At 69.9% G+C, this 20,226-nt stretch carries 19 protein-coding genes; 12 read left to right on the plus strand and 7 right to left on the minus strand.

Annotation, left to right across the window (positions count from 1 at the left end; genetic code table 11):
- Positions 1-51 precede the first annotated feature (51 nt).
- Positions 52-1,413: a hypothetical protein gene (locus tag AB0O76_RS15295; protein ID WP_365490143.1), complete on the minus strand. Its 1,362-nt coding sequence runs from the start codon at positions 1,411-1,413 to the stop codon at positions 52-54.
- A gap of 316 nt (positions 1,414-1,729) precedes the next feature.
- On the opposite strand from AB0O76_RS15295, the gene AB0O76_RS15300 reads away from it, so the two are divergent.
- From AB0O76_RS15300 to AB0O76_RS15325, 6 genes are all read left to right on the plus strand, one after another.
- Positions 1,730-2,152, plus strand: coding sequence for a hypothetical protein (locus tag AB0O76_RS15300; RefSeq protein WP_365490146.1), 423 nt, complete (start codon positions 1,730-1,732; stop codon positions 2,150-2,152).
- 326 nt (positions 2,153-2,478) lie between these two features.
- A complete protein-coding gene (locus tag AB0O76_RS15305) occupies positions 2,479-3,303 on the plus strand; it encodes a hypothetical protein (RefSeq protein ID WP_365490149.1) in 825 nt (274 codons plus the stop codon).
- Positions 3,304-3,409: 106 nt separating this feature from the next.
- A complete protein-coding gene (locus tag AB0O76_RS15310) occupies positions 3,410-4,039 on the plus strand; it encodes an RNA polymerase sigma factor (protein WP_365490152.1) in 630 nt (209 codons plus the stop codon).
- Between the two features lie 13 nt (positions 4,040-4,052).
- Positions 4,053-4,610 (plus strand): hypothetical protein, encoded by a 558-nt coding sequence (locus AB0O76_RS15315; RefSeq protein ID WP_365490155.1) that lies wholly within the window; start codon positions 4,053-4,055, stop codon positions 4,608-4,610.
- A 352-nt stretch (positions 4,611-4,962) separates the two neighbouring features.
- Positions 4,963-5,628 carry an RNA polymerase sigma factor gene (locus AB0O76_RS15320; protein WP_365490158.1) on the plus strand — a complete coding sequence of 222 codons (666 nt, stop codon included), beginning with the start codon at positions 4,963-4,965 and terminating at the stop codon, positions 5,626-5,628.
- Positions 5,628-6,671, plus strand: a complete 1,044-nt coding sequence (locus AB0O76_RS15325; protein ID WP_365490160.1) for a hypothetical protein — start codon at positions 5,628-5,630, stop codon at positions 6,669-6,671. The genes AB0O76_RS15320 and AB0O76_RS15325 overlap by 1 nt, the downstream gene beginning before the upstream one ends.
- 243 nt (positions 6,672-6,914) lie before the next feature.
- Here AB0O76_RS15325 and AB0O76_RS15330 read toward each other — a convergent pair whose 3' ends face one another.
- Complete coding sequence (locus AB0O76_RS15330; protein WP_365490163.1) at positions 6,915-7,757, minus strand: L,D-transpeptidase family protein; 843 nt, start codon at positions 7,755-7,757, stop codon at positions 6,915-6,917.
- Between the two features lie 131 nt (positions 7,758-7,888).
- Between AB0O76_RS15330 and AB0O76_RS15335 the strand changes: the two genes are divergently transcribed.
- Positions 7,889-9,493 (plus strand): methylmalonyl-CoA mutase family protein, encoded by a 1,605-nt coding sequence (locus tag AB0O76_RS15335; protein WP_365490166.1) that lies wholly within the window; start codon positions 7,889-7,891, stop codon positions 9,491-9,493.
- An 88-nt stretch (positions 9,494-9,581) separates the two neighbouring features.
- Complete coding sequence (locus tag AB0O76_RS15340; protein WP_365490169.1) at positions 9,582-10,160, plus strand: Uma2 family endonuclease; 579 nt, start codon at positions 9,582-9,584, stop codon at positions 10,158-10,160.
- 1 nt (position 10,161) lies between these two features.
- Here the strand turns inward: AB0O76_RS15340 and AB0O76_RS15345 are convergent, their stop codons facing one another.
- Together AB0O76_RS15345 and AB0O76_RS15350 are read right to left on the minus strand one after the other, a co-directional pair.
- Positions 10,162-10,626 (minus strand): MarR family winged helix-turn-helix transcriptional regulator, encoded by a 465-nt coding sequence (locus AB0O76_RS15345; RefSeq protein ID WP_365490172.1) that lies wholly within the window; start codon positions 10,624-10,626, stop codon positions 10,162-10,164.
- A gap of 50 nt (positions 10,627-10,676) precedes the next feature.
- On the minus strand, positions 10,677-12,143 hold the full coding sequence (locus AB0O76_RS15350) for an FAD-dependent oxidoreductase (protein WP_365490175.1): 1,467 nt from the start codon (positions 12,141-12,143) through the stop codon (positions 10,677-10,679).
- Between the two features lie 37 nt (positions 12,144-12,180).
- Here AB0O76_RS15350 and AB0O76_RS15355 point away from each other — a divergent pair, with 37 nt between their 5' ends.
- Complete coding sequence (locus tag AB0O76_RS15355) at positions 12,181-12,834, plus strand: TetR/AcrR family transcriptional regulator C-terminal domain-containing protein (protein ID WP_365490178.1); 654 nt, start codon at positions 12,181-12,183, stop codon at positions 12,832-12,834.
- 37 nt (positions 12,835-12,871) lie between these two features.
- Here AB0O76_RS15355 and AB0O76_RS15360 read toward each other — a convergent pair whose 3' ends face one another.
- Genes AB0O76_RS15360 through AB0O76_RS15370 form a run of 3 tightly spaced genes read right to left on the minus strand, consistent with a single transcriptional unit; the run spans position 12,872 to position 16,355 of the window.
- Complete coding sequence (locus tag AB0O76_RS15360; RefSeq protein WP_365490181.1) at positions 12,872-14,023, minus strand: acyltransferase; 1,152 nt, start codon at positions 14,021-14,023, stop codon at positions 12,872-12,874.
- Entirely contained in the window at positions 14,020-15,378 is a 1,359-nt protein-coding gene (locus AB0O76_RS15365; protein WP_365490184.1) for an alpha-2,8-polysialyltransferase family protein, read from the minus strand. The genes AB0O76_RS15360 and AB0O76_RS15365 overlap by 4 nt, the downstream gene beginning before the upstream one ends.
- The gene (locus AB0O76_RS15370) at positions 15,378-16,355 is read right to left on the minus strand and encodes a glycosyltransferase family 2 protein (protein ID WP_365490187.1); all 978 of its coding nucleotides are present in this window, start codon (positions 16,353-16,355) and stop codon (positions 15,378-15,380) included. The genes AB0O76_RS15365 and AB0O76_RS15370 overlap by 1 nt, the downstream gene beginning before the upstream one ends.
- Before the next feature lie 198 nt (positions 16,356-16,553).
- On the opposite strand from AB0O76_RS15370, the gene AB0O76_RS15375 reads away from it, so the two are divergent.
- The 3 genes from AB0O76_RS15375 to AB0O76_RS15385 are packed head-to-tail and all read left to right on the plus strand — an operon-like array spanning position 16,554 to position 20,139.
- Positions 16,554-17,879 (plus strand): DUF6716 putative glycosyltransferase, encoded by a 1,326-nt coding sequence (locus tag AB0O76_RS15375; protein ID WP_365490190.1) that lies wholly within the window; start codon positions 16,554-16,556, stop codon positions 17,877-17,879.
- 26 nt (positions 17,880-17,905) lie between these two features.
- Positions 17,906-19,192, plus strand: coding sequence for an N-acylneuraminate cytidylyltransferase (locus AB0O76_RS15380; RefSeq protein ID WP_365490193.1), 1,287 nt, complete (start codon positions 17,906-17,908; stop codon positions 19,190-19,192).
- Positions 19,193-19,206: 14 nt separating this feature from the next.
- Positions 19,207-20,139, plus strand: a complete 933-nt coding sequence (locus AB0O76_RS15385) for an N-acetylneuraminate synthase family protein (RefSeq protein ID WP_365490196.1) — start codon at positions 19,207-19,209, stop codon at positions 20,137-20,139.
- The last annotated feature ends 87 nt before the right edge of the window (positions 20,140-20,226 follow it).

The raw sequence follows: 20,226 nt of genomic DNA on the forward strand, positions 1-20,226 counted from the left end.
GGACCCTCCTGCGATCCCCTCCTGCGATCCCCTCTTCAGGCCCCCGGCCAGTTACTTCGCGCCGAAGATCGCCGCCAGGGGCTGCTTCTTCTTGAAGACGGTGGACGGCGCCGTCACATGCTCGCCGCCGATGTAGAGGCGCTCGCCCGCGAAGAGGATCCGTCGCTCCGTCGTGAACCTGGCCTCCATCTCCCAGCTGGCGGACGGGTTCTGCTGGAGCTTCGTCTTCTTGTACGTCGTCGGGTCCAGCTCCCAGACCGCGCCGCCCGCCTCGTCGACGACGCTTGCCTCCTGGTACGCGATGACCTTGCCGTCGTCGGCGACGCCGATCGGAGTCAGCGGGCCGCCTTCCACTCCCTCGGTCCTGCCCTTCTGCTTGCCGGTCTTCAGGTCGAGGGCGACCATGTCGTTGTCGGCGTCCGACGAGGCGCTCGCGGGCTCCGAAGTGCCCAGGAAGAGCGTGTCCTTGGTGACCGCGATCTGCTGGCAGCCGGTGACCTCGGTGGCCGGGCAGTCCAGCTTGTACTTCCCGTACTTGCCGCCCACCGTGCTGATCGTGCTCAGGAGCTTGCCCTGGGCCCCGCTGTCGTCGATCGTCAGGAACTCCGAGGCCCCGGAGGAGCCCTTCTTGGCGTCACCGCCGTCGGCACCCACGACCAGCGGGTCGGTGGAGACGACGTGGGCGTTCTCGGTGCCGGCGGGGAGTTTGTACGTCGACTTCACCGCCTTCGTCGCGGGGGCGACGGTCTGGAGCGTCAGCTGAGGGCTGTCGACCTCGCCGCAGTCGCGGAGCGCGATCAGCTTGTCGTCGCTGCCCGCGTAGCCCTCCACCGGGCACTTTTCGTCCGAGGGCTTCCAGAGCGGCTTGCCGCCCACCGTCCAGCCCGCGTCGGTGAGGCTGCCCGCCGCGGCGACCGTGCCGCCGCCGATGGTCACCTCGTCAAACATCTGCGCGGAGCCGTACTCGTCGGTCGCCTGCTTCTGCCACAGCAGCTTGCCCTTGTTCAGGTCGACGAGGCCGACCTCCGTACAGACGGAGGGGTCCTTCTTGGCGTCCTGGAAGAGCACGGCGACCAGGCCGTCCTTGGTGGGCTCCGGCGACGACCAGCAGATTTCACCGCCGAGCGGTACCGTCCACTCGGCCTTTCCGCCGCCGAGCGGATAGCCGACTATTTTGTTGAGATCGGCCTTCACGAAATTCTTGTCGGTCGTCCACATCCCCATGGCGCCGACCATGTCCTTCACCTTCGCCATGGGCACCTGGTTGAGCAACTTCGCCTCGACGGCGGCCGATTCGGACCCGCCGTCGGACCCGCTTCCGCTCCCGCCCGAACCGTCGTCGCTCTCGCCGCAGCCGCTGAGCAGGAGCGCGGCCGCGAGTAACGAGCCGAGGGCCGCCGCCTTGCGTGACATCTGAATCTCCTTGTGGGCATGGGTACTTGACCCACCGGTCAGCAATCGCCGACCGGTCGGCCAAGTGTTTTCGCTTGGATTGGCGATCCTTCCTTTTGGGTAAGGGAATTTCAACTCGGAATTCCTTATCTCTGCTTCAGTTGAAATGATCCCGGGGACATTTGGTGGAAATGAATAGGGGCGGGGTGGTGGGGGAGGAGCGGTGTCACCACCACGGGCCCGTGCTCCTGAGTGACGCTTGTGGTGCCCCATCCGCTTGGGAGTGTGGGGAGATTCCGAACACGGCTCCCCGGATTCCGGCAAAGGGTGGGGCACCATGCGTGAGGTCGAGGAGAAGGCGGCACCAGTGGCCGCCGCGATGCCGGAGCACGCCGCGCGGTTCGTCGCGCGGGCGAGCGCGCGCGGCCGGCTGCCGCTCGACTACAGCGTGGCCAGCCTCCGCATCGTCGACTCCCTCGTCGAGGGGCTCCGAGCGGGGAACCCGGAGCGCAACCGCGTCGAGGTGGTGCTCTTCGGGCTCGGTGCGTACGTGGGCGAGGTGCTCGTGCGGCGCGCCGGCGCCGTCTGGGTCGATCTCGACGACAGCCGGCGCGCCTGGTTCGGGCAGCCCGTGGGCGTACGGATGCGGGACGGCAGGATCTGGAACCCGCTCGGGAGGGTCGTCAACCGCTTCGAGCTCGGCCCCGACGAATCGCTGCAGACTTTCTATCTGACGCTGCACGGGCGGAAACGGGGCTAGTCCGCCATCGGGTTCCGGGCCGGTGGGTCACATTCCTGGAATTCCCGGTGCCGGGTGCTAGCCCATGGAGCCGGGCTCCGCCCACGCGATCTCCTTCGACGTCACACCCGGGTCCACGAGATTGACCTCAAGTCCCGGCTAAAGCGAGTGCGTACGACCGGCCGTGGGGGCAAAGGGTTGTACGTGTCAGGGCGCGAATCGGGGTGATATATCCCGCACTTCGAACCTGTGACATCTGGCCTGAGCATTGCGCTGGGTCACGTGACAGCTGTGAACGAGGAGTGTGGGTGGGGACCGTGGTTTCTGGGGCGAGGAAGGTTCTTGGCGTGGGCAGGCGGAGACGGTGGATGCGGGCGGCCGCCTGCTGTCTCATGCTCGGGGCGCTCACGTCCTGCGGGACGGAGGGGAAGATCTACGAGGGCATGGTCGAGCGGACGCCGGCGGAGCCGCCGATCCCCGCCGACGAGGTGCGCGGCGAGCGGCTGTCCGCGGAGGGCATGCGGCTCCTCAAGGACGCCGAATCCCTGCGCATCGGCGTCGAGATGACCGGTCCCGGCAAGCATCAGAAGATCTCCGTGCACATGGACCGTCACAACAAATGCATCGGAACCTTCGACGACGGGCCCATGAAGCGCGGCGACATCATCATGGTCAGCGCCGAAGAGGCCTACTTCCGGTTCTCGGACGAGGCGCTCGACGCGATCCGCGCCCAGGGCGTGACGCTCGGCCCGGAGGCCGCGGCAAAGTCCAGGGAGCGGACGGCGCTCGCTCGCGGGAAGTACCTGAGGATCCCGAACGAGCCCCAGGGGCCGAAGGGCGTCTCGCCCACGCAGATGTGCGACCTGGGCACAGCGCTCGGCGATCTGGGCGTCGGCTCGGCCGACGGCGCGCGTGCGCTGCCGGACAAGCAGTGGCACGGCCAACGAGTGACCCCGCTCGTCGAGAAGGACGGCGACCACGACATGACCGTCTATCTGGCGGCGGGCGACAAGCCGTACATCGTCGGCATGACACAGACGCGGGGCACCGAGCACATGGAGATGGAGATGTCCGACTACGACAAGCCGGTCGTCGCGCCGGCCCCCGACCCGTCCCTGGTCCTCGACCTCGCGGACGTCGGCCTGGGCGGCGGCTCGCTGTTCGCCGTCTGAACCGCCCGGACCGTCCGCACCTGTGACATTTCTGTGCGCACCGGCGCTGCTCAGCGTGGGGGCACGGACACGGTGAGCTGTGTCGCACCAGTACGAATGGGAAAGCGTGGGCCGAGGAGGAGAACCCCGTCGCGCGCAGGCGTACGACGAGGAGCTTGGCGCGGCTGTCGCGCGGGCACAGGAGGGCGACGAGGCGGCCTTCGCGGTCGCGTACCGCCTGGTGCAGCCGGGGATCCTCGGCTATCTGCGCGGCCTGGTCGGCCATGACGGTGAGACCGCGGAGGACGTCGCGGCCGAGGCCTGGCTGGAGATCGCCCGCGACCTGGGACGGTTCCGCGGTGACGGGGCGGGCTTCCGCGGCTGGACGGCGACCATCGCGCGGCACCGGGCGCTCGACCATCTGCGCCGCCAGAAGGCCCGGCCCCGGCCGTCCGCCCTGGAGCAGGACATGCTCGAACTCCCCGGACCGCACAGCACGTCGGGCCAGGCCCTGGAAGCGATCTCCACGGAGCAGGCGCTCGCGCTGATCGCCGGGCTTCCGCGCGACCAGGCGGAGGCGGTGCTGCTGCGGGTCGTCGTCGGCCTTGACGCCCCATCGGCGGCCCGGGTCCTCGGCAAACGCCCCGGCGCGGTGCGCACCGCGGCGTACCGCGGCCTGAAGCGGCTTGCCGAGCAGCTCGGCGACGCGCGGGGTGTGACGGATGACGGGCCCGGTCCGCTGGGGGAGTCGAGATGACCCGGGAGTCAGGATGGACGTGAACGAGAATTCCTCCGGGGGTGAGCGGGCCCTGGATGTGCTCCTTGCCGACGCCGTACGGGTCGGCGACGTCGACCCGGATTCGCAGAGCCGCGCGGTCACCGCGTTCCGCTGTGCGCGGGACGCGGGCGCGCACCGGACGCGTACCCGCCGCCGCGACGACTGGCGTCCCCGCGTACGCCGTCGCACCCTCGGCTCCCTGCGCGCGGCGACCGGCGCGGTCCTGGCCAGCCTGCTGCTGGGCGGGGTCGCCATCGCCTCCATCGGCACGTCCCACCAGGACACCCCGGCCCCGCCGAAGGAAAGCCCCCACCCGACCCCGGCAGCCCCGTCGCCACAGCCCTCTGCCCCGTCGAGCGCCCCCACCAAGCCGAGAGCCGAGCCGAGAGCCGAGCCGAGCGACAGACCGAGCAGCAAGCCAAAGGCCGACGACAAGGGCAAGAAGGACAGGGGCAAGAAGAAGGGCAAGCGCTCCAAGCACCCCCGGGGATCCCACGGCCGCCCGACTGACTTACCGCCGAAGGGCCCCAAGGCGCACGGCAAGCACTGAGACTCCGGGGAGACGCGCCCCTTCAGGGGCGCGGAACAAAAAACCCGGCGGCGAAAGCCGCAATCCAAGGACGCGGGGCAACCAAAACACCCGCCAGGCCCTCTGCCAAGGTGAGCGGCCGGGGTCGCCACCCCCCACAGGAGAGACCCCGGCCGTCACGCGGCACGGACCGCACGCGGCCCGTACTCCCTTCAGCGCCGCGCGTGCGTTTTCTGTCACACCGCGTTCTGTCACGCGCTAGTTGCACGTTGTACCAAACATGGACGTGAGCCCACTTCAGCCCGTAGCGTGCTGCTTCGCGCCAGGCTGCGGGGGCAGGACCGCAACCGGTGTAGGCGCATAGGGAGAAGTTGTGCTGGGGGACGACGCGGAACTGACCGCCGCGGTGCTTGCGGCACAGGACGGGGACGAGACCGCGTTCCGGACTGTGTACCGCGCTGTGCACCCGCGGCTGCTCGGCTACGTACGGACGCTGGTCGGAGACCCGGACGCGGAGGATGTCGCGTCCGAGGCCTGGCTGCAGATAGCCCGTGACCTGGACCGGTTCAGCGGTGACGCGGACCGGTTCCGCGGCTGGGCCGCGCGCATAGCGCGCAACCGCGCGCTCGATCACATCCGCATGCGGGGCCGCCGCCCCGCGATCGGCGGCGACGAGACCGAGCTGACCGGGAAGCCGGCCGACGCGGACACCGCGGGCGAGGCGATGGAGTCGCTCGCCACCGGTGACGCCATGGCCCTGATAGCGAAGCTGCCGCAGGACCAGGCCGAGGCGGTCGTCCTGCGCGTGGTCGTCGGGCTCGACGCCAAGAGCGCGGCCCAGACCCTCGGCAAGCGCCCAGGAGCGGTGCGCACGGCCGCGCACCGCGGCCTGAAGCGGCTCGCGGAGCTGCTCGGCGCGGACGGCCCGTTGAACCCGGACGCGTTGGACGCCGTGCCTCCGCAGCGAGAGCCGCGTGGGCGCGCGGTGACATCCGCCGGTGTGACGCAATCGCGTTCGCGGGCGCAGAAGGACATGTGATGGCCGACGAGGATTACAGGTGGCTGGACCGCGACGCGGCGGAGCGTTTGCTGAGCGGTGAGTCCTTCGACGGCGCCGACCATCACACGCGGGAGCAGGCCGAGCGGCTTGCCAAGACCTTGGGTTCGCTGACCGCCGACGAGCGGGTGCTCGCGGGTCCGCCCGGTGACCTCTCCGCCGAACTCCCTGGTGAAGCAGGTGCCCTCGCGGCTTTCCGGGAGGCTCGTGGCCTTTCCGCAGGGGCCTCTTCTACGCGCGTCGGAGCGGGGCAAACCGTACAGATCGCAAGCTCTGCCGACCCCCGGCGTCCGACCCGCTGGGGTCGCCCCGTGCGCTTCGGGCTCGCCGCCGTGCTCGCGGGCTGCATGATCGGCGGTGTCGCCGTCGCGGCCGGTACGGGCGTCCTGCCGTTCGGCGGCCGGGACGAGCAGGGCCCCGCGGCCTCCGCGTCGCCCGTCGCGCCGCCGCAGCCGCTGGAGTCGGCGTCGGGCGGGGCGAGCGGCGCACCGGACGTGGAGCCCGACGACGTACACACGACACCGGACGGCACCTCGCGCGAACCCGGCAGCAGCGCGCCGCCGACGTCGCCGGAGGCCTCCGGGGGCGCGTCCCGGGGCGGCTCCCAGCAGCCCGGCACCGGCGACGGACAGCGCGATGACGAGGCCACCGACTGGCGCCGCCAGGTGGTCACCGCCTGCCGCGACCACCGCAACGGCGACCTCAAGGGCGAGAAGAAGCGCCGCCTGGAGAAACTCCTCGGCGGCTCCGAGGGCATCACCGAGGCCTGCAACCGCGTGCTCGGCGACGGCGGTGACCGCGAGGGCGAAGGCGGCAGCGGCGGCAGCGGCGGTGACGACGACCGCGGCGACAACGACGGCGGCGGATCGTCCGGCGGCGGCAACGCCCCCGAGGGCAACGGCGGCGCCAACCCGGCCCCGCCGATCGAAGGGCCGACCAGCCCGCAGAAGCCCACCCCCACGGCGTCCTACAGCGCCGACCCGGTGCTGCCCTCGGCCTCCGCATCCGCCTCCGCGGAATCCTGATCAGCGGCGTCTTCCGCAGGGCGCCTGCCCGCTCTTTTCCCTGGTCGCACCCCTGATCCGTTGAAGGTGTGACGTTTTTTGAAGCAGTGACGCAGTAACAAGTGAGCCGACTGGTCATCGGCCCGCGCACGAGCCGGGGGTTCCCCCCGTACCTTCGGCTCTGTGCCACCAGCGTGGGCGGGAGACGTTCCCCCGATCCCGCCCACGCTGCCTAATCCTTCGCATCTTCCGCCCGTAGCGGGCTCACTTGTAGACGACGACCTTGTCGCCGTTCCTGACCTGCGCGAACAGGCTCGCGATCTTCTTCTCGTCGCGTACGTTCACACAGCCGTGCGAGGCGCCGTTGTAGCCCGTGGCCGCGAAGTCCGACGAGTAGTGCACGGCCTGGCCGCCGCTGAAGAACATCGCGTACGGCATGGCGGTGTCGTACAGCGTCGAGACATGGTGCCGGGACTTCCAGTACACCTCGAACGTGCCGTCGCGGGTCGGCGTGTACTGCGAGCCGAATCGCACGTCCATCGTCGACACGGCCTTGCCGTCGATCATCCAGGTCAGCGTGCGGCTGGCCTTGCTGATGCACAGGACGCGGCCGTTCAGACAGCGCGGATCGGGCTTCGACGGCGGGATGCCGCCCCCTGAGTAGAGCTCGAACTTGGTCGGCTTGTGCGTCATGCCGAGCAGCTTCTGCCAGGTCACGGTGTCCGTCGTCCCCGTGCGGGGCAGCCCGCGCTTGCCCTGGAAGCCCTTGACCGCGGTGGCGGTGGAGTCGCCGTACTTGTCCGAGGGATTCTCGAAGAACCAGGCGATCTGCCGCAGCCTTGCCTGCAGCTCCCGGACCTGGGGGCCGCTCGCGCCCCGGTCGAGGAGGGTCTTGGGCTGCGGCTTCGGCGCCGCGGCCGGGGTGTCAGCCCCGCCCGGCTTCTCGCCGCCTTTGTCGGATGTGTCGGAGCCGTTGTCGGCGCCCTTCTTGTCGCCGTCCCCGGGCTTCGTCGTGGAGATCCGCACGGGAGGCTGCGCCTTCCCGTCCGAATCGACCGCCTGTGCCTTACATCCGCTGACCAGGGCGGCCACGACCACGGCCCCCACGGCTATCGCACCCTTGCCCACAACGACCCCCGTGATCGATCGACGAACCCGCTGAGAGTGTTTCCCGCGAGTGACCACGCCTGAACGTTGCCGCATGCTGGAGGCAGCCCACCAGTAGGAGGCGTGGAGAGATGTCCCACGAGTCCCGCGAGTCCGAGTTCCGCGCGTCCGAGTCCGGACTGCCCATCGAGCCCGTGTACGGCCCGGAGGCCCTCGACGGCTGGGACCCCGCCCAGAAACTGGGCGCACCGGGCGCCTATCCCTACACGCGCGGCGTCTACCCCTCCATGTACACGGGCCGCCCCTGGACGATGCGCCAGTACGCGGGCTTCGGTACGGCCGTGGAGTCGAACGCCCGCTACCAGCAGCTGATCGCGAACGGCACGACGGGCCTCTCCGTCGCCTTCGACCTGCCCACCCAGATGGGCCACGACAGCGACGCGCCCCTCGCGCACGGCGAGGTCGGCAAGGTCGGCGTGGCCATCGACTCGGTCGAGGACATGCGGGTCCTGTTCGACGGCATCCCGCTGGACAAGGTCTCGACGTCGATGACGATCAACGCCCCCGCGGCCCTGCTGCTCCTGATGTACCAACTGGTCGGCGAGGAGCAGGGAGTCGATGCGGGCCGGCTGACGGGCACGATCCAGAACGACGTCCTGAAGGAGTACATCGCCCGCGGGACGTACATCTTCCCGCCCAAGCCGTCCTTGCGCCTGATCGCGGACATCTTCAAGTACTGCCGCGCCGAGATCCCGAAGTGGAACACCATCTCGATCTCCGGCTATCACATGGCGGAGGCGGGTGCGACGCCCGCGCAGGAGATCGCGTTCACGCTTGCCGACGGCATCGAGTACGTACGGACGGCGGTGGCGGCCGGCATGGACGTGGACGACTTCGCGCCGCGCCTGTCCTTCTTCTTCGTGGCGCGTACGACGTTTCTGGAGGAGGTCGCCAAGTTCCGTGCGGCCAGGCGTATTTGGGCCCATGTCATGCGCGAGGAGTTCGGCGCGAAGAACCCGAAGTCCCTGATGCTGCGCTTCCACACGCAGACCGCCGGCGTCCAGCTCACCGCCCAGCAGCCCGAGGTGAACCTGGTCCGGGTCGCGGTCCAGGGCCTGGGCGCGGTGCTCGGCGGCACCCAGTCCCTGCACACGAACTCCTTCGACGAGGCGATCGCCCTCCCCACCGACAAGTCGGCCCGCCTTGCCCTGCGTACCCAGCAGGTCCTGGCGTACGAGACGGACGTGACCGCCACGGTCGACCCGTTCGCCGGTTCGTACGTCGTCGAGAAGCTGACGGACGACGTGGAGGCGGCGGCGCTCGCGCTGATGGAACGGGTCGAGGACCTGGGTGGCGCGGTGGCCGCGATCGAGCACGGCTTCCAGAAGAACGAGATCGAGCGCAGCGCCTACCGCATCGCCCAGGAGACCGACTCCGGCGAGCGTGTCGTGGTCGGCGTCAACCGCTTCCAGCTGGACGAGGAGGAGCCCTACGAACCCCTCCGCGTCGACCCCGCCATCGAGGCCCGGCAGGCCGCCCGCCTGGCGAAGCTGCGGACGGACCGCGACCAGGCCGCGGTGGACGCGGCGCTCTCCTCGCTCCAGGAGGCGGCGAAGGGCGACGCGAACGTCCTCTACCCGATGAAGGACGCGCTGCGGGCGCGGGCGACGGTGGGCGAGGTGTGCAACGCGCTGCGGGAGGTGTGGGGGGTGCATGTGCCGGTGGACGTGTTCTGACCAGGAGGTTCCACGAATGGGTGATGTCCGGCCGAACGACGGCGGGGGCGGTTACGCTCATGAAGAGTGTTCCCGAAAGGAGGCTGCCATGGCCGTGATAATGCATGAGACGTCGCTTGCTGATGCTGCCGATCGCCTCTGGGAAGAGCTGCCCGGACACCGGGTGGAGATCCTCAACGGGAGCATTGTTGTGACACCGCCGCCGGATGGGCCGCATCAAGAGACGTGTTTCGAGGTCGCCTACGAGTTCAGGCAGGCAGGGGCCTGGGAGGCTGGCCTGAGGGCGGTTCCGGGGGTTGGATTGTGGCTGCCCACCGGCCGGGACGACTACGCCGTCCCGGATGTGTCTGTTGTCGATGCCGACTACAAGGACGCGCTGGTCGAGAAGAACTGCTACGCGCCGCACGTCTTCCACCTGGTCCTTGAGGTGACCTCCTCTAACCGGGCCAACGACACCGAGATCAAGCTCGGGACCTATGCCAGGGCACGCATTCCCGTGTACGTCGTCGTCGACCGAAAGCACGACGAGGTCCTGGTGTACTCGGACCCCAACGGCGACGAGTACGTGACCTGCTCACGCTACAAGCGTGGCCAGACCGTCCCCGTCCCCCCGTCCGTAGGCGTCACCCTCGACCTCTCCGTGGACACCCTCCTCGACGGCGACTGACTCAGTGGTGCCAGGCCTCGCCTCCCGAGTTGTGGATCATGCGCTGGAGGACCTTGAGGGTGCGGATGTACTCCTCGTCCGGGATGCCCTCGTGGATCTCCGCGCGCGTCTTCTGCTGGCGCGCGGCGGTGTCGTCCCGGAGCCTGCGGCCCTCGTCGGTGATGCGGAGTCGGCCGTCGGTGTCCTCGGTGAGCAGGGCGCGGTCGTGCAGGGCGCTGATGTTGTGGTGCAGGGAGTTGTCGCCCACGTTCAGGTAGCCGCGCAGGGTGGCCACCACCTCCGCCTTGTCACGGCCGTCATCGGTGGTGATCTGGTTCAGGATCCACCACTGGGGCTGGGTGAGCCCGGCCTCGGCCAGCATGGTGCGGATGTGGTGGACGACGGCCTCGCCCGCCGCCGATGCCCAGTAGCCGATGGGCTGGTTGATGAGTTCTTCGTCGCTGTGGGAGTACGTGAAAGTGGTCATGCCCAGAACGTAAAACCTCAAGTTTGATTGAGGTCAACTGTCTTTTGAGGTCAACTGCCTCTGTGGGTCAGCCTGAAGTAGTCCGTCAGGCCTGTCGTGTCCTCGCCCGCCCAGCCGACGTACCCGTCGGGGCGCACCAGGAAGAGGCCCTTGCCGTAGGGCGGGTAGGCGTCGATACGGAACGTGTGGACCAACTCCTCGTCGAGCAAAGGGAGTTCGGCATCCGTGCCGACTGCGAGGAGCGTGCAGTGCGGGCCCCTGAACGCGTCGAACAGCCTGCCCCCGGCGTACGGCCCGTCCGGTGCGCGGTCGCCCGCCCGCAGCGCCCCTTCCGCAAGCCCGGTGCGGGTCTCCGCCGTGAGTGAGCTTTCCCGGTAGCCGAGGCCCAGTTGCCGGGTGGCCGCGCCGCGCCGCTGCTCGCCCCGGTGGATGCGGGTGGAGAGGGCAAGGATCTGGGCGGCGTTGGGAAGGCGCTCCTCCTCGTAGGTGTCGAGGAGGGCCTCCGGTGCGGCGCCCCGCAGGACCGCGCCCAGCTTCCACCCCAGGTTGTAGGCGTCCTGGATGCTGGTGTTCAGGCCCTGCCCGCCCGCGGGGGAGTGCACATGTGCCGCGTCCCCGGCGAGGAACACCCGGCCTTCGCGGAAGCGGTCCGCCATCGCCGCGCGCGGCCGGAAGTCGGAGGCCCATCGCACCTCGGTCACGTCATCGGCGGCGAGGTGGGTACGGGCCGCGACGACCGCGCGTACGCCGTCGAGCGAGGTGTCGGGGGCGGTCCCGTCCGTGAACTGGGCCGTCAGCTGGAAGTCCGGGGTACCCGGCAGCGGGCAGATCGCGAGGAACCCCGCGCCATCGGCGGTGGGCGGGAACATGTGCCAGTTGTCGCGGTCCAGGGCGGGGATGCGGACGTCGGCGACCAGGATCGGGTTCGGGTCCACTGTCTCGCCCGTCATGCCGATACCGAGCGCCGTCCGCACGGTGGAGCGGCCGCCGTCGGCCGCCACGGCGTAGGCGGCGCGGACGGTCCGCCCGTCCGAGAGGCGGGCGGTGACGCCCTCCCTGTCCTGCGTCAGATCGCTCAACTCGGCGCCGAACTCCACGTCCGGGCCGCCGAGTTCGCGCAGCCGTGCGTACAGGATCTCCTGGGTGCGCCACTGGGGGAGCAGCAGCGGGCTTGCGTACGGGGCGTCCGGCGTCGGCTCCGTCTCGTCGAACATCCGGTGCTCGCCCTGTCGCGCGCCGTCCTGCCAGATCATCCCGACCGGCGCGGGACCGCCCGTCGCGATGGCCGCGTCGATGATCCCGAGGTCGTCGAAGACTTCCTGGGTGCGCGGCTGGATGCCCTTGCCGCGCGAGCCGGGGAAGAGGGCGCCGGCCCGCTCGACGACGAGGGCGTGGACCCCGCGCCGGGCTAGATCGCAGGCGAGGGTCAGGCCGGTGGGCCCTGCGCCCACGATGAGTACGTCCACGGTCAGGGGGCTTTCCTCCAGTGGACTTTCCTTAACGCTGTTAAATGCCATGCCCCGAGCCTGCGCTTAACGGTGTTAAATTGTCAAGGTGGCTACGACACCGCTTGACCGGACCCGGGTGGCGCGCACCGCGCTGAAGCTCCTGAACGAGACGGGGCTCGACGGGCTCACCCTGCGCGCCATCGCCAAGGATCTTGACGTCAAGGCGCCCGCGCTGTACTGGCACTTCAAGGACAAGCAGGCGCTGCTCGACGAGATGGCGACGGAGATGCTGCGCCGCATGACCGAGGACCTCGCGGCGGACGCGGACGCCGCGCCGGACGCCGACTGGCGGACCGCCTTCACCACCGCGATGCGGGGCCTGCGGCGGCATCTGCTGATGTACCGGGACGGCGCGAAGGTCTACAGCGGCACGCGCTTCACCGACCTGTCGTACGCCGCCCCCATGGAGGCCCAGCTGCGCACGCTCACCGAGGCGGGGTTCACGCCGGGCGGCGCGGCCCGCGCCTGGCTCACGGCGTACAGCTACACCATCGGTTACGTCATCGAGGAGCAGGCCATGGGCCCGGACCCCGCGAAGGAGGCGGGCGGCTACGACCTGGCGGCCCGCGCCGAGCGCCTGGCCGCGTATCCCCTCGCGGCGGCCGCGGGGCAGGAGATGTTCCGGGACTACGACGCGGGGTTCGAGAAGGGGCTTGCCGCGTTGGTCACCGGGATCGGGGCGACGCTGCGGGACGCGTAGTTCTGGCTCATCGATGCAGGTCTTGGCCCACGTGGCGTCACTTCCGGGTCATGAGCCCGTTGCGGATCAGCGGCGTGAACCGCTCCTCCACGAAACGGTTCAGCAGCCACGCGAGAGTCAGCATCACCCCGATGGTGAGGGCGAACGTCGCGTACGACGGGAGGCCGAGCCCTCGGTGCAGCGCCGCCACCGTCACCCAGCCCAGGTGCTCGTGCACCAGGTAGAACGGGTACGTCAGCGCCCCCGCCACCGTCAGCCACTGCCAGTCCACGCGGTGCAGCGCGCCGAGCGCGATGAGCAGGACCGCCGCGAAGCCCGCCGTCACGACGGCGATGATGCCGAACGACGTGCGGTAGGAGAAGAAGTCCGGGTTCGGGGCGTGCCAGAGGCGGGAGACCGCGTAATGCTGGCCGATCAGCCAGCTCGCGCCCACGATGCCCCACGCCGTGAGGTCCTTGCGGTCGCGGTGGACGAGGTAGATGCCGATGCCGCCGATGAAGAAGGGCGCGTACTCGGGCATCAGGACGAGGTCGAGCAACGGCTCGTTGGCGCCCTCGGCGACCGCCGCCGCCAGGGTCCACACCGCGCAGAACAGGATCACGCGGGCCCTGTTCGCGCCAGGCAGGACCACGAACAGCGCGAAGAGGGCGTAGAAGCGCAGCTCGGCCCAGAGCGTCCAGCAGACCCCCAACACCCGGTCCACGCCCAGCGGTTGCTGGAGCATGGTGAGGTTCACCAGGGCGTCGCTCGGCGAGACCGCCTGATACGTCACCACGGGGAGTGCGAAGACCGCCGTCACCAAGATGATCGCGGCCCAGTACGACGGGAAGAGCCGGGAGACGCGCGACGCGAAGAAGGACCGCAGCGGACGGCCCCAGCCGCTCATGCAGATCACGAATCCGCTGATCACGAAGAAGATCTGCACGCCCAGACAGCCGTACGCGAACCAGTTGTGCGCCGTGGGGAACTGAAGCTGCGGCGAGCTGCCCCAGGCCTCGGTTATCTCACCGTCACGGCCGCCGTAGTGGTAGGCCGCGACCATCAGCGCCGCGACGAGCCGCAGCCCGTCGAGCGCTCTGAGACGTGGCCGCGCCCGCTTGGCCGCCGGGGCCGGGATCGTGCGCGAAAGGGTGTCTGTTGTGCCCGCCCCCGGAGAGTGCTTCGGGAGCGTCGTGGCGGGAGAACTCATCCGAGCGCGGTCCGCTTGATGGTGCGCTTGACCGAGCGGGCCCGCCGGGCGACCCGGCGTACGGCCGCGTTGCGCGGGATGAACGACAGCTGCGACGGCAGCGCGCCCGGCAGCGCGAGCGCCGTCAAGCGGCGCCGCTTGAAGTAGCGCCAGGTGTGCGGCGAGAGATGCTGCGAGAGATAGCGCTCGGCCGCGGTCCGCCGGCGCGGATAGATCTGCGGCTGCATGGCGAAGCCGACGGCGACGAGCAGCTCGCCCAACCGCGGTGTGGGCATGCCGGGTTGGCGCCCGGTGACCGCACCCTTGTCGGCGAGGTCGGGAAGCAGCGCGTCCACGATCGTGACCGGTACGCGATTGCTGTTCTGGTAGGGCGCGAGGCGCTCCAGGAGGGTCTCCGTGCCGGTGCGCGCGACGGGGAGGTTGTACAGCGCGGACGCGGTGAGCAGCCCGGTCGAGAAGCAGCCGATGACCAGCGCGGGGCGCATCCGCTGGTAGAGCACCTCGGCGAGCACCGGTGAGTCGAGGACGGTCAGCTCGACGCCGATCGCCTCCGCCTCCTTCTCCAGGAGCCGCGACCAGCGGGCGGGCGCGCTCGGGTGCGGCTTGAACACCACGCGGGTGTGGCCGAGTTCGGCGGCGCCGCGCACCATGCGTACATGCAGCTCCTCCTCTTCCTCGGCGGTCAGGATGCCGAGGGCGGAGAGGTACTGGCCGAGCAGCAGGGCCGGTTCGGCAATGTCTGGGATATCCGGGTTGCCCGTCTCGGTGTCGGCCAGCTGCCCGAGGACCTTCACGAAGGCTTCGGTCGGCACGATCTCCGGCGGTACGTCGAACTCGGTCAGGAGCAGCGGGGTCAGGCCCGGCACCAGGTCCAGGTGGAGGAGCCGCCGTACGCGCGTGCCGACCAGCGGGTCGATCTTGTTGCGGGTCGGGCCGTAGCTCATCAGGCCGTCCGCGTAGACGTCCACGGGCGCGCCCGTGAAGATCTGCGCGAGCGCAAGGGCCGGGTTGACCTGGATCGACTCGACGGCCAGCTCGATGTCGTCGTCACCGAGGTCCCACAGGAGCCGGACGTACCGCTCCCACATCGGGATGTCGTCCGACCGGGGTGACCAGCCGCCCGGATGAAAAGGGTGGATGGCCTCGTTCCAGGAACGCACCTCGTCGAACCGGTCGCGCAGCCGCGCGAACCCCGGCATCTCGTCCACGGCGACCGTCGTCTCCGGCGTCGCCGCGTTATTGCTGACCAGGAGGATCCGCCGGTCGGCGGGCCCGAACCGGTCGGCGTCGATCGCGGCGGCCAGCGTTGCCGTGCCGTACAGCGTGGACGCCATGAAGATCTGCGTCTTCGCCATTACGCGGCCACCTCCGCCGACACCGGACGCCGGCGCAGTCGGCGAAGCCGCGTCGCCCGCTGTATGTCCATGGAGTCGAGGGCGTCGTCCAGGACACCCTGCGGCATCCGCTTCAGCGCGGCCGCACTCATTGACTTCAATTTCCGCGCCACAGGTGGCTCGAACCTTTCGATGGATCCCAGATGGTGGGAAATGATCGCGCAGTAAGTACGGACGGCCTTGGGCAGGAGTTTGTCCGCGTCGCGGTCCTCGGCGGTTTCCCGTACGACCTGGTCGAATGCCCGGATGAAATCGAGCTGGCGTACGTCGCCGATCTGTGTCAGTGACGATGCGACGCCGCGCCGGTAGAACACACCGAGCAGACCCACCGCGGCGAACGATTCCGCCTCGCGGTGAAGGCGCCAGATCCACGGCCGGTCCTCCGCGGTGCGCAGGCCGTCCGTGAAGTGAAGGAGGCCGCGGTCGGCAAGGCGCCGGTGGTAGATGCCCGCCCAGGCGTACGCGTAGTCGACGGACGTCGAGCGGTCGGCGGGCAGGATCACATCGCGCGGCGACATCGCCACACCGCGCAGGCCGTGCGGGACGCGGTGGACGCTGCGCGCCCGCGCGGTGCACTGCACATGGTCGGTGCGCACGAAGTCGCACCCCAACTGCTCGATGGAGTCCACGAGTTGGGCGTAATAGCCGGGCGCGAGCCAGTCGTCACCGTCCAGGAAGGTGAGGTACTCGCCGCGTGCCGCGTCAAGGCCCGTGTTGCGGGCGGTCGCCAGACCGCCGTTCGTCTCATGTCTGAGATGGACGGCGCCGGGCAGCTCGCGCGCGGCACGCTCCAGAATCTCTGGAGTCTCATCCTTCGAACAGTCGTCGACGAGAATGAATTCGAAGTCGTCGCGTGCGTTCGCTCGCAGACTCTTCAAGGTGTCGGGCGCGTATTGCTGCACGTTGTAGAACGGCACGATGACGGAGAGCTTAACCACGTGGGTGACGTTAGGTGTCGGCCCGGCATTCGTCTTGACCGATGGTGGGATGTCAGGTGAACGAAGCATGGCGGAATGGTTAACCCGGCTGCTTACCAGCGGTTTCCCGGGCTGATTCGCCATTCGTCGGCATGCTGTTAACCGTTTGTTGCACCTGAGTTGGGCCGCGAATCGAAATGCCTTCCTAGCGTCCTTCCTGTGCCAGTAAGCAACAGCGGGACGACACGGATCACCGTGCTCGCCGACTCCGACACCCGGTGGAAATGGGGTGCGCTCACCGCGAGCCGCCTCACCGGCGGGGACCCGGACACGCGCCTCGACGGACGCCTCCTGAGGGGCCGGGCCACGCCCACCGTCCGTCAGCTCGAAGAGGTCGGGGTGCGCGCGGACTCGCTCCGCGAGGTCACCGCGGTCGAGTTCCTGCGTGAGGTCGAGCGCGATGCGCCCGACGTGATCGTGCTCGCCCTCGTGGGCGGCGCGGTCCAGGCGGTGCTCCACGGGCTCGCCCGTACAACGGAGGACGCCGCCGCGTCCGCCGGCTCCGGCAAGCGCCCCGTCGTCGTCACTGGCTATGTAGGTGTCGTCTACGAGAAGCTCGCCGACGGCCTGCTGCTCCGGCACGGCGCGGACATCGTCCTCGCCAACTCCCGGCAGGACGCGGAGCGTTTCCGAGCCGTGTACGAGGGTGTGGGCGCCGACGCGTCATCGGTGACGGAGGCCGCGCTGCCGTTTCTCGGCGGATCGGCCTACGAGCGACACGACCCGTACACCGTGGTGTTCGCCGCGCAGCCCTCCGTGCCGGAGAGCCGCGAGCAGCGCACCTATCTGTTGCGCCGCATGGTCGAGCACGCACGCCTGCACCCGGACCGCGAGGTCCTGATCAAGCTGCGCAGCAAGCCCGGCGAGCACACCACGCACATCGAGGAACTGCCCTACCAGAAGCTCGCCAAGGGCGAGAACCTGCCGCCCAACTGCCGTCTCGTGTACGGGAACATGGGCGAGGTACTCGACCGCACCGACTTGCTCGTCACGGTCAGCTCCACCGCCGCGCTCGAATCCCTGCACCGTCGCATCCCCACCGCGGTCCTCACCGACCTCGGGGTGCGCGAGGCGCTCGGCAACCACCACTTCATCGGCTCCGGGTGCCTCACGTCCTGGGACGAGATCGACGCGGGGCACAGCCCCGAGGCCGCCCCGGAGTGGGTCGCACGGCAGGGCGTCGCGCCCGACGGGACGTACGAGAAGGCCTTCGACGAAGCGCGGGACCGGGTCACCGCGCTCCTGGCTCAGCACCAACTCCCCGCGATTGCCCCGTACTACAGCCTCACCACCGCCCCCGGATACCTCCCCGGCATCCTGGCCCGCCATCACCTCGGCCCGGACGGCGCCCCGCTGCCCGGTGCACCCGCCGCGGACCGCGAGCCGGGACCGGTGCGCCAGGCGGTCCGCAGCGCGGCGCGCGGCGCCTACCGGCACGGGGTGCAGCGCGTGGCCCCCGTCATCCGGCGGATGGGCGAGCTGTGATTCCCCACCCCTCTCAAGGAGCCCTCATGTCCAACCCCGCCCCAGGGAGCGCGCCAACCCGCCGTGTCCTCGCCGTCATCCCGGCCCGCGGCGGCTCCAAGGGCGTACCCGCCAAGAACCTCGCCCCGGTCGGCGGTGTGCCGCTGGTGGCGCGCGCCATCCGTGAGTGCCTGGCGGCGCGGCTCGTCACGGACGTCGTGGTCTCCACGGACGACCACGTGATCGCCGAGGCGGCACGGTCCGCCGGCGCCGAGGTGGTCCTGCGCCCCGCCGCGATCGCGGGGGACACCGCGACCAGCGAGGCGGCGGTCCTGCACGCGATGGACGCGCACGAGGCGCAGCACGGCGCGACCGTGGACGTGGTCCTCCTCGTGCAGTGCACCAGCCCCTTCATCGTCCGCGAGGACGTCGACGGTGTGGTCGGCTCGATCATCGACGGCGGCGCGGACACGGCGCTGACCGTGGCGCCCTTCCACGGCTTCGTCTGGCGGGACGCCGACGACGAGCCCGCCGCCCTCGGCGCACAGCGCACCGGCGAGCTGGGCGGCACCACCAAGGTCGCCAACTCCACCGCCACCGACGGCGGTTACGGCGTCAACCACGACAAGTCCTTCCGGCCGCGCCGCCAGGACCGCCCCCAGGACCTCCTGGAGACCGGCGCGGTCTACGCCATGGACGTGGCGGGCTTCCGAGAGCACAAGCACCGCTTCTTCGGCCGCACCGAGCTCGTCCGTACGGACCCGGCGCGCGTCCTGGAGATCGACGACCCGCACGACCTCGCCCGGGCCCGCGCGCTCGCCCCGCTCTTCGACGCCGACCGGGCCGACGCCCTTCCGACCCGCGACGACATCGACGCGGTCGTACTCGACTTCGACGGCACCCAGACCGACGACAGGGTGCTGATCGACTCCGAAGGACGGGAGTTCGTCTCCGTGCACCGCGGGGACGGACTCGGCATCGCGGCCCTGCGTGACGCGGGCCTGCCGCTGCTGATCCTGTCCACGGAACAGAACCCGGTCGTCGCCGCACGGGCCCGGAAGCTCAAGATTCCGGTCCTGCACGGCATCGACCGCAAGGACCTCGCACTCAAGCAGTGGTGCGAGGAGCAGGGCATCGCTCCCGAGCGCGTGCTCTACGTCGGCAATGACGTCAATGACCTCCCGTGCTTCGGCCTTGTCGGCTGGCCCGTGGCGGTCGCGAGCGCCCACGACGTCGTACGCGGCGCCGCACGCGCGGTCACCGCTCTCCCCGGTGGTGACGGCGCGATCCGAGAGATCGCCGCATGGATCCTCGGCCCCTCCCTCAACAAGTAAGGAAAGTTCCTGCCATGAGCTCCAACTCCCGTCTGCGCACCTTCGGTTCGAAGACCGCCGGTCCCGGCCGCCCCGTCTACATCACCGGCGAGATCGGCATCAACCACAACGGCGACCTCGAGAACGCGCTCGCGCTGATCGACGTGGCCGCCGACGCCGGCTGCGACGCGGTCAAGTTCCAGAAGCGCACCCCGGAGATCTGCACCCCGCGCGACCAGTGGGACATCGAGCGCGACACCCCCTGGGGCCGGATGACGTACATCGACTACCGCCACCGCGTGGAGTTCGGCGAGTCCGAGTACCAGGCCATCACCGAGCACTGCGCCAAGCGCGGCATCGACTGGTTCGCATCCCCGTGGGACACCGAGGCCGTCGCCTTCCTGGAGAAGTTCGACGTCCCGGCCCACAAGGTCGCTTCCGCCTCCCTGACGGACGACGAGCTGCTCCGCGCCCTGCGCGCCACGGGCCGCACGGTCATCCTCTCGACCGGCATGTCGACCCCGAAGCAGATCCGCCACGCGGTCGAGGTCCTCGGCTCGGACAACATCCTTCTCTGCCACGCCACTTCGACGTACCCGGCGAAGGCGGAGGAGCTGAACCTGCGCGTCATCAACACCCTCCAGCAGGAGTTCCCGAACGTCCCGATCGGCTACTCCGGCCACGAGACGGGCCTGCAGACCACGCTCGCCGCGGTCGCCCTCGGCGCTACCTTCGTCGAGCGTCACATCACCCTCGACCGCGCCATGTGGGGCTCGGACCAGGCCGCTTCGGTCGAGCCGCAGGGCCTGACCCGCCTCGTCCGCGACATCCGCACCATCGAGGCCTCCCTCGGTGACGGCGTCAAGAAGGTCTACGAGTCGGAGCTCGGCCCGATGAAGAAGCTGCGCCGCGTCGCGGGCGTCGTCGCCGAGGCCGAGGCGGGCGAGCGCGAGCCGGTCGCGGTCTGAGCGCGCGGCCGCTCTTACCGGGACCTTTCACCAGGCCCCCGGGACTCCTTACAACCGGGACTCCTTACAACAAGGACAGGACACGGT

Origin of the sequence: Streptomyces sp. NPDC086554, assembly GCF_040686095.1 — a bacterium.
Taxonomy (GTDB): domain Bacteria; phylum Actinomycetota; class Actinomycetes; order Streptomycetales; family Streptomycetaceae; genus Streptomyces.

Bases quoted from the DNA above. Each gene is read 5' to 3' on its own strand.
- AB0O76_RS15365 (WP_365490184.1), bottom strand. From the start codon at position 15,378: ATGGCGAAGACGCAGATCTTCATGGCGTCCACGCTGTACGGCACGGCA.
- AB0O76_RS15385 (WP_365490196.1), top strand. From the start codon at position 19,207: ATGAGCTCCAACTCCCGTCTGCGCACCTTCGGTTCGAAGACCGCCGGT.
- AB0O76_RS15295 (WP_365490143.1), bottom strand. From the start codon at position 1,413: ATGTCACGCAAGGCGGCGGCCCTCGGCTCGTTACTCGCGGCCGCGCTC.
- AB0O76_RS15300 (WP_365490146.1), top strand. From the start codon at position 1,730: ATGCGTGAGGTCGAGGAGAAGGCGGCACCAGTGGCCGCCGCGATGCCG.
- AB0O76_RS15345 (WP_365490172.1), bottom strand. From the start codon at position 10,626: ATGACCACTTTCACGTACTCCCACAGCGACGAAGAACTCATCAACCAG.
- AB0O76_RS15380 (WP_365490193.1), top strand. From the start codon at position 17,906: ATGTCCAACCCCGCCCCAGGGAGCGCGCCAACCCGCCGTGTCCTCGCC.
- AB0O76_RS15340 (WP_365490169.1), top strand. From the start codon at position 9,582: ATGGCCGTGATAATGCATGAGACGTCGCTTGCTGATGCTGCCGATCGC.
- AB0O76_RS15360 (WP_365490181.1), bottom strand. From the start codon at position 14,023: ATGAGTTCTCCCGCCACGACGCTCCCGAAGCACTCTCCGGGGGCGGGC.
- AB0O76_RS15315 (WP_365490155.1), top strand. From the start codon at position 4,053: ATGGACGTGAACGAGAATTCCTCCGGGGGTGAGCGGGCCCTGGATGTG.
- AB0O76_RS15335 (WP_365490166.1), top strand. From the start codon at position 7,889: ATGTCCCACGAGTCCCGCGAGTCCGAGTTCCGCGCGTCCGAGTCCGGA.
- AB0O76_RS15325 (WP_365490160.1), top strand. From the start codon at position 5,628: ATGGCCGACGAGGATTACAGGTGGCTGGACCGCGACGCGGCGGAGCGT.
- AB0O76_RS15350 (WP_365490175.1), bottom strand. From the start codon at position 12,143: ATGGCATTTAACAGCGTTAAGGAAAGTCCACTGGAGGAAAGCCCCCTG.